The sequence below is a fragment of the Marivibrio halodurans genome (assembly GCF_017963645.1).
GTDB lineage: Bacteria > Pseudomonadota > Alphaproteobacteria > UBA8366 > Aestuariispiraceae > Marivibrio > Marivibrio halodurans.
Genome location: NZ_JAGMWN010000001.1, coordinates 815621 through 827577 on the forward strand (window position 1 = coordinate 815621; position 11957 = coordinate 827577).

An 11957-nucleotide genomic window follows, 5' to 3' on the forward strand; every position below is an offset into this window, starting at 1 on the left:
TCCTATAATTCCGCGATCAGGGTGTCGGCAAGTTCGGCGAAAACCGTGTCCAAACGCTCGATCTCCGCCGCGCTCCGTTCCGCCGCCATATCCATGAAGGCTTCCCGCCCTTCCTCCGGCAAGCGGCGGACGGTGATATAGAGGAACTGATAGAACATCAGGGTCGTTCCCCAGAGATAGGCATAGACCGTCCGGTCGATCGGGTCCTCGCTCATCGCCCAGAACAGGTCCTTGATCGCGTCGAACAATTCGACCGGATCGCGGATATCGCGGAACAGCGCCGCGATGTCCCCGAGCATCCGGGACATCTCGCGCTTCAGGGCCTCGATCTCGCCGCTATCGAAGCCATGATAATCACCGCCATCCTCCAGCGTATTGGCGACAAGTTGCAGATCGCGGGCCTTGATGGCCGCGTCGCTCGTCAAGGTTACCGCGCGCGGCAAGCGCGGAATCGTACCATGGATGCGCGTTCCATCGCTCAGATTATAGACCGTCGTGCCGGGGAAGACCCGCAACAGGTTCGACATGTACATGGCGGCATAAAGAAAGCTCGTATTCGCGAACACGGTGCCGCCCAGACTACCGGGGCGGCGGATGCCGTACTTGCTCGCCGCCGCGTGCTCCGGGTGCGTCTCCAGAAATTTGTCGTCGGCGATGTAGATCGACTTGCGCGAATGATGCTGGTTCTTGTCGCGGCTTCCGAGATCGACGCCGACCAGATATATCTCGCGAAAGCCGAGGGCTAGCATCGCGCGCACCGCCGCGTTCGAAACCGTCGGCGCCGCCAGGAAAAGCGGCCGGTGGTCGCGCCCGAAGAAATGCGTCGCGGAGACGGAATCCCGGAAATAGAGGTAATTCTCGCCGAACAGCGCCGGCACCCCCGGATCGACCGTGTTGCAGGCGATCAGGGTAATACCGCTCAGATCGTATTTTTCCGAAAGGCCGCTCAGAATCTCCAGCGGACCCGGCGTGTTCTCGGTGTCGACATGGAAGTCCGGCTTGATGCCGTAACCGAGGAGCGCGCCCAGCCCCGTGCCGCAGGTGATAAGGACGGCCTTCTCCTTGTTCTCGCGGATGAAGTCGATGGCGCCATCGACCGACGGACCGGAGGCCACCACGATCACCGGCGCCGTCAACATCAGCCGTCGGCGGTCCTGAAGCAGCTTGTGGCGATGGCGCCGCAGATTGCGGAAACCATTGCGCAGCATCACGATTTCATCCTCGAAGAAACCGGGATTGGCCGCGATGACCGGTAGGCGGCTCACCAATTCGTCGAGGGCGCCGCGCGTGAAGCTCGACTGATAGTGAAGCAACAGGTAGCTGCCGTCGATCAGACCGAAATGATGGTGGCGCACATAGATATAGAGATCGTTGGCCGCCTGATAGGTATCCTGGGCCAGAATGAACCGCATACTGCCGCCCCGTTCCTCGAGGATTTCCTGCCAGCGGGTCCAATCGACGGTTTCCATGGAATGGCGGATGAATTCCGGGAACTGCTCGACAATGACGAGATTGCGGACGGGTAGATTCTCCAGCAGCCGTTCCACACCCAGGCCGAGCCCGAGGCCAAGCAGGATCAGATAGCCACCATCCGCGTCCGGTTCCGATTCCGGTTCGCATTCCTTCTCGTCCAGCCAATCCAGCGCCTCGTTGACCACGCGTTGATTACAGAGTTGCGTGTCCGACGCGCGTTTATAGAACGGGATCTTGATCCGTCGCGGCTTGGCGAGGAAGGCTTCGACCTGCTCGTCGGTATAGGCGACCGCCCCACCTTCATAGAAGGCGGTATGGCCAAGATCGATATTGATCGTCCCATCCTCGAGCGATCCGATCATCCGGCTGATGGGGGAATCGATCGCCTCCACCTGTTCCGCGATCGCGGGCGAAACATCGCGCAGGACGCCCAGATTCCGTTCGAACAGCGTATCCGCCTCTCCGTCCGGATCATCGGGGATATCGAACAGCGACGCGCCGAAATCGAAGTCGCTCATACCGCGTCTCCTTTCTGGGCCAACGCGCGATAGGCGGACATGAGGGTCTCCGTCATGGCTTCCCCCCAACCGGACAGGAAATCGGGCGCGCGGCTGCGGGTCCCCGCCTCGGAGAGCCGCGCCCGCGCCTCGGCCGCGGCCGCCCCGTCGCCGGCCGCGCGCGCCGCCATCGCCACGGCGTCCGTCGGTGTCTCCGCGATCATGCCCGAAAGGCCGAGGGCGATCAGCAGGCTGTCCGTCATCCGCTCTCCCGGGACGCGCCCGCGCGCGGTGAAGACCGGACGTCCCGCCGTCAGCGCCTCCGCGACGCCCGCGCTCCAACAGGGGCCGAGTTGCAGGACGGCGTCCGCTTCGGCCAGGGCTTTCGCCGCCTCCGACGTCCCTTCCCCGGTAAACACAAACCGGCCTTCCGCTCCGGTGCCCGCGAAAGCCGCCTCGACGGAAGAGCAAGCATCCTTGCCGCCCACCAAATCCGCCGGCACGAGAAGCCTGAGCGCCGCGTTCTCCGCACAGGCCGCGCCGAGCGCCGCTATCAACGCATCGTCGATTTGTGCCTGATCGATGCTGAGGGCCAACAGGCCACCGGGGGAATCGCCCCCCCCGTCCCCTTCGGGCGCCGTCGTCGCCCCGTCGACTGCTTCACCTTCCGCCATCAGGATGGGCAAACGGTAAATCCCCCCATCGACACGCAGAATGGCGATATCCTCGGCGAGCGCATCCTCCGCCTCCGGATAGATCGCCGCATCACCGAGAACCGCGTCGAAGCCCTGTGACGCGGCGGATTCCGGCAAGCCGCCCAAACGAATGGCCGCGGGCGCCGGACGGCGCATGAAAAGCTGGGGTCTGCCGCCCGGCATATGGCCATCCAAATCGATCAGAAGGTGGATACCGTCGTTCCGAATGATGGTATCCAGCGTCAGGTCGTCGATCTCCCGCGCGTCGATCCAGGAAGCGACCGTCCCCTGAACGCGTCGTGCGATAGAATCCTCGACGATATCGTTGGCATAGACATAGATCAGGATGTTGGCGAAGCCGTGCGCGCTGAGCAACGGCCAGAGGAAATCCAATCCGCCGCGCAGGCTGAAACGCGAGGTCACGAGACCAACCTTCAGCGCACCCTTCTCGATCGCGCGTGATGGCAGGTTATCGTCAGGAGCGACCGGAAATATCTCGGCATAGATACGTTCGGCCTGGGCGATATAGGCCCGGTCCGCGCCGGGGTCCCGGGCGATATCGGCGAGCATCTGAGACAAGGCCTCGGGCGTCACGCGGCCGTCGGTCAGCATCGCCTCGTGGATATCGCGCATGTCGGCAAGCCGTCCGGCGCGGCCCAGGCATCCGGCGGTGCGCGCTTCGTCTATCGGGGTCGTGGCGCCCATCTCGCTGATCTTGCGCAAGGCCATCAGGGCCGGCACCACGCGCCCCAAGTCCATCAACCGCATCGCATATGTCCGCCACGCGCCCGGGTCCTTGCCCCGCGCCTCGGCCTCCCGGCGATACATCTCCACCGCGCGATCGGCATTGCCGAGGCCGAGGAGTTCGTCGCCCACGCGCGCATATTGCGGCTCGGAGATATTGAGGAACGCCTCCTCGAAGCTTCCGAACCATTCCGGCAACAGGCTCCGGATGGTCGGATGCGGCGCGAGTGTCGCCGCGATCTTGCCGTAGAACAGACTATCGCCGAGCCGACCGAGCTTCGCATAGGCGATCGCAAGGGCATCGGCGAATTCCTGGCAATTCGGGCTGAGGTCATGCGCGAGCTTGAGCAGTTCCAGCGTACGCGCCGGCTCGTCCATCCTCGCGGCGACGAGACCGAGGACATAGACCGCCTCGGGCACATTGCCATGCTGCTTCAGGACCGATTCCGCGATGGAAATGGCGCGATCCGTCTCTCCCTTGGAAAGCCCGTCGATCGCCTCGGCGATATCGTCCTTGTAGGATTCGGAAACAGTTGCCATGAAAATCGCCCCAACATCCCCCAACGCCGGCCCCGACTTCCGGCCCGAGTCCGGGCTCGAACCGCGTGCGCCCGGAACACGGGCGGCCGATGTCATGCCGTGCCGCTCCGTGCCGCTTACCTCTGCTCGGCCGCGAGCCTAGACGGGATTCGTCCAAGCGTCCCGGATCATTAGCCCACAACCCCGCGATACGGCATGGATATAGCCGCTTTCGCCGCCCCTTCCGAAGACACAGGGTGACGCCCGCCCATGAAAAGAACAAGGCCCCGGCCGAAGCCAGGGCCTTGCCCGAAAACGCTATGGCTTTACCGGCGATGTTCCAATTACTGCAGGAGCGCCAGGATAGCCTGCTGCTGCTGCCCGGAGATCGCCAACGACTGAATACCGAGCTGCTGCCGGGTCTGGAGGGCCACCAGATTGGCGCCTTCCTCGTTCAGGTCGGCCAGCGTCAGCTTGTCGGAACCGATCTGCAGCTCGTTCACATAGGACTCGGTGAAGTCCAGGCGGGTCTGCAGAATGGCGACGTTGGAGCCGAGCTCGGCCGAGGTCGCGCGAAGACGGCTGATCGCGGAGTCGATGCGCGTGACCATCGTCGACGCGAACGAAACCTTCGAGTTGTTCTCGCCCATCGCGGTGAACACGCCACCGGACAGCCCGAGCGCCGACGCCTGCACCGCCGTACCGCTCGCCGAGAAGAAGGCGACCGTGAAGAGCGCACCGAGCGACAGCCCTTGGTCGGCGGCCGTGGCGATCAGGTTCTTACCGGAAATCTCGATCTCCGAAGCCGTGCGGACACCGAAGGTGATTTCCAGCTTGGAGCTCGTGTTGTTCAGGAGGTTCAGACCCTGATAGGACGCATCCTCGACCAGCTGGAAGACCTGCAGCGAGATCTCCTTGAACTGGCGGTCGGCGGCCTGACGTTCCTCGGTCGACTGAGACTTGGCGGCCTCGACGACACCCTTGAGCTGCTTGAGCAGGGAGTCGATGGCCTGGGTCGCGCCGAGGGCCGAGTTCAGGGAGCTGACGCCCTGGTCGATGCCGTCCTTGCGCAGGGTGAAGTCCGATGCGCGATCGCTGAGCGCCTTGGCGCGGAAATAGTTCACCGCGTCGTCGACCACGCTGTTGACTTCCTTACCGGTCGACAGACGGGTCTGGGTACGCTCGGAGAGCGACTGGGTGCGCTGAAGGGAGAGGAGCGACTGCCGTTGGGCGGAAGTCAGGGAAATATCATTCGCCATTGGTCCATCCTTTCTGGATAGGTGAGCGGTTATGTCGGACCCGCCTTCTGCGGATCACCCTTTCTGGGCAGCCATAGAAGGACGCAACGGACAAAGAAAGTCAAGCATCATTTTGGACGCTCGTTCGCCCCGGAAGGCGAAGCGGGCTGGCACGACAATTGCGTGACTTCGGCGCGGAATGAACCCGATGGCGCGCCCGGCCCGGCGGCCACGACAAGGCACCGCCAGGGCCGGCATGAAGCCGCAGAAGCGCGGCGCCATCACGATGGAACGAGGACGGACCCAGAATGGTCGACCGTGTCAGCACCTCCGGGCGATTGCTTAACGACCTCATGGTGATGCAGAGCAGCCAGCAATCGCTGGAACTGCTGCAGTATCGCGTCTCCACGGGCAAGAAGTTCCAGCAGCTCAAGCTCTACGGCAACGACGCGCCGCGCATCGTAGACCTCCGGAACGAGATCGCGACGCGTCAGGCCTATATGCGCTCCATGGACCTGACCGAGGGCATCACCCGGTCCTACGACGCGGTCCTGGATCGGTTGGCGGAGGCGGCAAGCGAGATCATCGATATCTCATCGCCGATCGACGCGGAGGACCCTTCCTTTCTGACCGACACCACCGTGCTGGCCGAGAATCTGATGTTGGAGATCGAGTCCAACCTGAATGTCCGAATCGGCGACCGATATATCTTCGCCGGCACGAACTACGGCACGGCCCCGGTCAACGACCTGCGCGACCTCGCCCTCTATAATGAAACCGACATCGGCACCGCCAACGCCGGCGAAACCGCCGACACGATCCCCGAATTCACCGTCGACGCGGGCGGCGCGGCGACGGTGCAAAGTTATCACTCAAGCTGGACGGCCAGCCCAACGACCGACGCGGCGGCTTGGAGAAAGTCCACGCTGACGATCAACGACCGGCAGACCGTGAGCTATGGCATCACGGCGACGGACCCGGCGTTCCAGAAGCTGATCGACGCGGTCGTGCGCCTGAAATCGGCCGTGACCAGTCCCGGCCCCGCCGACACCAACGGCAACGGCGAGACGGTCGACGAACGCAGAAGCATGCTGGGGCAGGCGATATCCGCCGCCGAGGAGGCGCGCGTCGCGCTCCGCCAGTTGCAGAGCGAGAACGGCGCGATCATCAACCAGTTCGACAAGACCCGGGTAGAGCACGAGAACTTCATCGCCATTTCGCAAGGCTCGCTCGAGGATATCGAAGGAGCGAGCAAGGAAGAAGCAGCGGTGCAGATATCAACGCTTCAGGCGCAACTCCAGGCATCCTACACCACCATTGCCCGGCGCGCGCAGCTCAGCCTCGTCAACTTCCTGGGATAACCGAAAGCATCCGCCGCCTCTTTGTCGTAGGTGCGGGGATTCATATCTATTTTCAATTAGATGACGGATAACTTAAGGCAATATCCGCGACATGTCGGCTTAACCGATACTTTACGAACCGACGGTAGACTGACACTATCCGGCCCAGGGTCGAGAGTGACCGGAAGCGAGGTTCGAGTCGCGACGCGATCGCCGGTCCCTCGTCGGAGATTTCTCGATAGGGGCCTCTCGATGGGGATCATGTTTTGACGACACCTTATGCCAGCCAGCAACGCCAGGCATTGAACAATGCCCCCCCGCAGGCGGCGGAGGCCTGGGCCATGATCGAGATGGCGCGGCGTCTTGACGATGCCACGAAGATGGAAGCCGGTCCCGAGCGGGACGAGGCGCTGCGCGACATGGTTCGGCGCAATTGGCGCATGTGGACTATCCTGCAGGCCTCCCTGGTCGACCCGGAAAACACCGCCCCGGCCGAAATTCGCCAGAACCTGCTGAGCCTGTCGAACTTCATCGACAAGCGTTCCGTCGAATGCCTGAGCGATATCGACCCCGCGAAGGTCGCGGTGCTGATCAACATCAACCGCCAAATCGGCGCGGGTTTGATGGGCAACCCTTCCGACGATCCGGAAGAGGCGAAACGCCTGCGCGAGGATGCCGCGGCCCGCGAGGCCGCATCGCAAGCGACCGGCGACAAGACCGCCGCCGATGATCGAACCGCCGCCTCCCCGGACGGTGCGGAGGGCGCGGCCACGCGCGCCAACGCCACCACCGATACCGAGGCCTGATCCCCGCCCATGAACGGGCGCGCCGGCCGCATCCTGCTCTTGATGAAGGAGCCGGAAGCGAATTTTTTCTCCGAAATTCTTTTACGCGCGAACCGGCATCTGGCGGCCGAGCATACCGACAATATCGGTCGCCTGCGCGCCGCCGTGGCTCGTCCCGCCGGAGGCCCCACGCGCCTAATCGCCTTCAGCACCCAGATCATCGCACCGCCCGACGTTCTGCGTGCGATCGCTTACAACGCCTATAACTTCCATCCCGGGCCCCCGAACTATCCCGGCAGCAAGCCGAGCGCCTTCGCCGTGCTTGGCGGGGCGTCCCAGTTCGGCGTCACGCTTCATCGGATGGCGGACCGGGTGGACAGCGGGCCGATCGTGACGACCCGCCTTTTCCCGGTGACACCCGACGCCCATGCCCGCGATCTTGCAACCGAGGCCTATGGCACCATGGCGCGGCTGGCGCTGGAACTGGCGGCGGAACTGGCGGCGGTCGATCGCCCCCTGCCGGAAAGCGGCGCGCGCTGGGCGGGTCCCACGCGCCGGATGGCGGAATACGAAGCGTTAAGACGCATCCCGCCCGGCCTCGACCAGGAGGAAACGGCCCGGCGCTTCCGGGCCTGCGAGGGAATCTATTCGATCGTACCGTCCGTACCCTCCCCCGCGGACGACATGGACGGCGGTTAACCGTCGTCCGGGGTACCCGTCGAACCGGCACCGATCGAGCTCATGCGCTCCGTCTCGTGGTCGACCAGATCCTGGGTCGCCCGCAGTGCGTTATAGAGCTTGCCGGCGTCGATCATGCCCTCGATCCGCGCCGCGATCTCCGCCGCGCTGGGAGCCGCTTCGATATATTGATGCAGGAACTGGCGCGCATGCTCGGCATAGCGGGGACGCTCCTCGTCGAACATATAGGCGCACTGAAGCGCGTAATAGACACGGCGCGCCGGCGTCGTCGCCTCCCCCTCGCTCATCACTTCCTTGCGACGCAGGACATCCGCCCGGTTGTGCAACACGATCGTCGTCGCATCGCCGGCATTCTCGATCACCGCGCCGTTGACGATGATCCGTTCCTTCGCGGGCAGTTTAATTCGAAGCGGCATGGCGGGATACTCCGAGAAAAGTGCCGATGGGAAAGCGCGATGGGCGAGGCACTATCGCCCTATATAGGCGCCGAACGATCCAAGCGCAAAGACCGGCACCCCTCTCATGCCATGGACCGCCACCCGCGCCGCCAGGCCGAGTCCGCCCGCGCCGCCGCCAAGCCTATCAGATGTTGCTTGAATTTTCGCGCGAAACGCGGCATATAAAGAAAAGGCACGCTAGGAAGGGTGTGCCGGGGCGCATCGCGGAACCTGAGCCCGCCACCGCACCCCCAACTCGATCGGTTCGGCAGAAGCTCAGACCGGAGAGGACCAAGACCATGGAAGTCAATCTTACCACGCAGGTTCCGCTGCAACAGCAACAGCAGCAATCGCAGCAGGGACCGAACGGCACCAACGCCTCGGGCGCGACCCAGACCGTGCAGAACGTGCCGGATCAGGTCGTCACCGCCGCCACCAATGCCGAGGACACCAATGTTCGCGACGACGACGCCCTGCGGCGTCAGGATCGCGGTGCCCGGGAAGCGGCGGTCGCCTCCATCGACGACCTCAAGATTCAGGGCCTCAAAACCCGCGTCGGCTTCGATACGGAAAACGATCTGGTTTTCCTGGAAATCCTGACGCCGAAGACGGAAGACGTGATTCAACGCATCCCGTCCGAGAGCCTCGTGGAATTCCTGGCTGATCAGTTCGAGCAGATTTCATCCTCGAACCGGGCCGCCGCGCAATCCTTCGATCGCTCGATCTAGGTCACCGTCCCGAATTCGGGGCGCGTAACGTCCCGACCCGACGATTTCCGAACGCCGGCTGGTGACCTCGCGCTTGGCGGGGTTTTCGCGTAGCCGCCTCCCGGTCCGGCCTTCGGGGCGCGACCGTGCGCCCCGGTTCGCCGCGCCGCCCTTCGGACAGCATTGCCGGGCAAAAGCTGCAAGGCACCGCCCTCACCGGACCGCCGCCTCGCCCCCGCCCCTATTCGTCACCATCGAACCGGACGAACAGGAAAAAAGTTTCTTTTATAATCAATAAATTATTCCCCACACTCGAATCTGGCCCGGCTTTTGCTCCATGCCTCTCGAACCAATCTCGGGAGACATGGCCCATGTCCGTTACAGGGCTCGACAATCGGCAGGAAGTTCTCAGCGCGGCGACCGCCGCGACGAAGGCGAGCAAGGCCGATCCCAAAGAGGAAAACGCCGTCGCGGCGTCCGGTGCGCCGGACTTCGCCGCGCTGCTGCAAGGGCGGCTCGGCCGGAACATGGCGTTGAGCCGCGCGGAATCGCAACTCTCCGTGCCGCAACGGGCCGACGCCTCCCAGGATGCCGGGGCGCTCACGGATCAGCGCCCCCGGGACGCGGGCTTCGACAGCACGGCGCGCGACGATGTCCGGGACTCGGCCGCGCGCGATTCGGCCCGTCATGACGGTCGGCAGGCCGAGGCCCGCCCACGCGCAGACCGCCCGGCGCATGATGCACCGCAAGCGCGCGCCGACCAACCGGCCCGCACCGCCGATGACGGCGTGTCCACGCAGGGCGCGCAGGGTTCCCAGAACACCCCGGCGAACACCAAGGCGACGCCGGCTGGATCGGGCGATGCGACTGCCGCCTCGCCCAAGTCCGAAGCCCGCCCGGCCGCCCCGGCCAAGGCCGATTCGACCGGGCAGGCTGCCCAGGCTCAAGCCAGTGCCGGTAAGGCGGCCGACACGGTGGCGCCGCGGCAAGCCGGCCAATCCACCGCCGATCTGCCGGGCCGCGTGCAGGTTACGCAAGCGCAAACGCAACCCGGCGGCGCGCCGCAGGGCACGCTGGATGCCGCCTCCGCGATCGCCGCGCAAAGCGCGCGCGCCAACGGCAAGGGCGCCGCCGCCAACCCGGCCGGCAACGGCTCCACACTCGCGAACGCCAACCCGGACGAGGCGCAAAATATCTTGACCGGCCTGCGTGCCCAGGGCCGGGATGGCGCCGTCGCCAGCGGCGGCGGCGAGGCAAACGCCAATGGCAAGGGTACCAGCAATGCCGCGCCCAGCGCGCAGGCCGCGAAGGCCAAGGCGGAGGCGAAGCTCGCCGCCAATCAGAACACTGGCGCGAAAGCGCCCGAGCAGCCGGCGGCGCAAGCGGCCCCTGGCCTCGGTGCCCAGCAGGCGCAACCGAAGTCGGGATCGTTCGGCACCCAACTCGCCGCGGAATCCGGTGCGCGCATGGGGGCGACAACCGGCAGCGGCAAACCCGCCGTCGCGACCGACGCTATGACCGGCACGACCAGCCTGACCGGCCAGAACAATTCGGTCCAGCAACGCAGCGCGCCCCCGCCGACCGCCCAAACCGCGCGCAACACCCCGCCCCCGCCGATCGCCGATCAATTGGCGGTTCAAATTCACAAGGCAGCCGGCACCGGCAGCGACCGGATACAGATCCAGTTGCGTCCCGCCGATCTTGGGCGCGTGGAAATCAAAATGGAAGTCAGCCACGATGGCCGGATGACCGCCGTGATCTCGGCCGACAAGCCGGAAACCCTGGACATGCTGCGCCAGGACCAGCGCCAGCTCCTGCAAACGCTAAACGATGCCGGCTTGAAGGCCGATCAGCAAAGCCTGAGCTTCAATTTGCGCGGCCAGCAGCAGGACGGCGACGGCCGCGGCAATGGCCCGATGCAAGCCGGCAATGAATTCGACGACGCGGGCGAGAGTGACCTCCCCGCGAGAGACCCCTTCGACGATTTGGGCGAAAGCGGCGGCTATTCCGCCGACGGCCGCCTGAACATGCGCGTCTAGAGGCTAAAGGACCAAAGAGATGGAAACCTCGGCCGTTAACCCCTTCGGAACCAGCGGATCGACCGCCAAGCAGGAAGCGGCGGTCACCGGCTTGACCGACAACTTCGACAACTTCCTGACGATTCTGACCACGCAGTTGCAGAACCAGGACCCGCTGTCGCCGATGGATACGCACGAATTCACCAACCAGCTCGTCGCGTTCGCCGGCGTCGAACAGTCGGTACGACAGAGCGGCCAGCTCGACCAGTTGATCTCCCTCAACCGGGGCAACGAGGCGATGGGCGCCGTCTCCTATATCGGCCAGACGGTGACCGCCGACTATAACGAATTCAACTTCAACGGAACCGACCCGGTCGAGCTTTCCTACACCCTGCCGAAGGACGCCAAGAGCGCCGCCATGCAGGTCTATACCAGCGAGGGGGACCTCGTGACCGTGATCCCGGCGGATAAGACCGCCGGCAACCATAAGGTCACCTGGGACGGTAAGACGCTGTTGGGCGAGGACATGCCGGAAGGGGTCTATAGTTTCCAGTTGGGCGCGATCGACGAAAACGAGGAAGCGGTCGAGGCCAGCTACCAGACCACCGGCAAGATCACCGGTGTCGAATACACGCCCAACGAAACGATCCTGAAGGCCGGTGACGTACCGATCCCGCTCAGCCGCGTGCTGAGCGTCGAGGAGACCGCCGGCACCTGACCGGGAGCCGGAATTGATCACCCGCCCGGTCCGGCCGATTCCGCGCCGCCCGAGGCAGAGACGAGGACGATCGCGGCCCGCGCCCAT

At 64.5% G+C, this 11957-nt stretch carries 10 protein-coding genes; 6 read left to right on the plus strand and 4 right to left on the minus strand.

Going from position 1 to position 11957, the window contains the following annotated elements:
• Positions 1–2: 2 nt before the first annotated feature.
• From KAJ83_RS03680 to KAJ83_RS03690, 3 genes are all read right to left on the minus strand, one after another.
• Positions 3–1991, minus strand: a complete 1989-nt coding sequence (locus KAJ83_RS03680) for a motility associated factor glycosyltransferase family protein (RefSeq protein ID WP_210680640.1) — start codon at positions 1989–1991, stop codon at positions 3–5.
• Positions 1988–3949, minus strand: coding sequence for an O-linked N-acetylglucosamine transferase family protein (locus tag KAJ83_RS03685; RefSeq protein WP_210680641.1), 1962 nt, complete (start codon positions 3947–3949; stop codon positions 1988–1990). Before KAJ83_RS03685 ends, KAJ83_RS03680 begins: the two co-directional genes overlap by 4 nt.
• Before the next feature lie 323 nt (positions 3950–4272).
• Positions 4273–5187 (minus strand): flagellin N-terminal helical domain-containing protein, encoded by a 915-nt coding sequence (locus tag KAJ83_RS03690; protein ID WP_210680642.1) that lies wholly within the window; start codon positions 5185–5187, stop codon positions 4273–4275.
• A gap of 287 nt (positions 5188–5474) precedes the next feature.
• On the opposite strand from KAJ83_RS03690, the gene KAJ83_RS03695 reads away from it, so the two are divergent.
• The 3 genes from KAJ83_RS03695 (at position 5475) to KAJ83_RS03705 (ending at position 7990) form a co-directional block, all read left to right on the plus strand.
• The gene (locus KAJ83_RS03695) at positions 5475–6527 is read left to right on the plus strand and encodes a flagellin (RefSeq protein WP_210680643.1); all 1053 of its coding nucleotides are present in this window, start codon (positions 5475–5477) and stop codon (positions 6525–6527) included.
• 245 nt (positions 6528–6772) lie between these two features.
• Positions 6773–7312, plus strand: coding sequence for a flagellar biosynthesis regulator FlaF (locus KAJ83_RS03700; RefSeq protein WP_210680644.1), 540 nt, complete (start codon positions 6773–6775; stop codon positions 7310–7312).
• 9 nt (positions 7313–7321) lie between these two features.
• The gene (locus KAJ83_RS03705; RefSeq protein ID WP_210680645.1) at positions 7322–7990 is read left to right on the plus strand and encodes a formyltransferase family protein; all 669 of its coding nucleotides are present in this window, start codon (positions 7322–7324) and stop codon (positions 7988–7990) included.
• Here KAJ83_RS03705 and KAJ83_RS03710 read toward each other — a convergent pair.
• Positions 7987–8406: a flagellar biosynthesis repressor FlbT gene (locus tag KAJ83_RS03710; protein ID WP_210680646.1), complete on the minus strand. Its 420-nt coding sequence runs from the start codon at positions 8404–8406 to the stop codon at positions 7987–7989. The two genes, KAJ83_RS03705 and KAJ83_RS03710, sit on opposite strands and share 4 nt — an antisense overlap.
• 320 nt (positions 8407–8726) lie before the next feature.
• On the opposite strand from KAJ83_RS03710, the gene KAJ83_RS03715 reads away from it, so the two are divergent.
• The 3 genes from KAJ83_RS03715 (at position 8727) to KAJ83_RS03725 (ending at position 11870) form a co-directional block, all read left to right on the plus strand.
• Positions 8727–9155 carry a hypothetical protein gene (locus KAJ83_RS03715; protein ID WP_210680647.1) on the plus strand — a complete coding sequence of 143 codons (429 nt, stop codon included), beginning with the start codon at positions 8727–8729 and terminating at the stop codon, positions 9153–9155.
• Positions 9156–9280: 125 nt separating this feature from the next.
• Positions 9281–11173, plus strand: a complete 1893-nt coding sequence (locus KAJ83_RS19600; RefSeq protein ID WP_210680648.1) for a flagellar hook-length control protein FliK — start codon at positions 9281–9283, stop codon at positions 11171–11173.
• A 19-nt stretch (positions 11174–11192) separates the two neighbouring features.
• Entirely contained in the window at positions 11193–11870 is a 678-nt protein-coding gene (locus tag KAJ83_RS03725) for a flagellar hook assembly protein FlgD (RefSeq protein WP_210680649.1), read from the plus strand.
• The last annotated feature ends 87 nt before the right edge of the window (positions 11871–11957 follow it).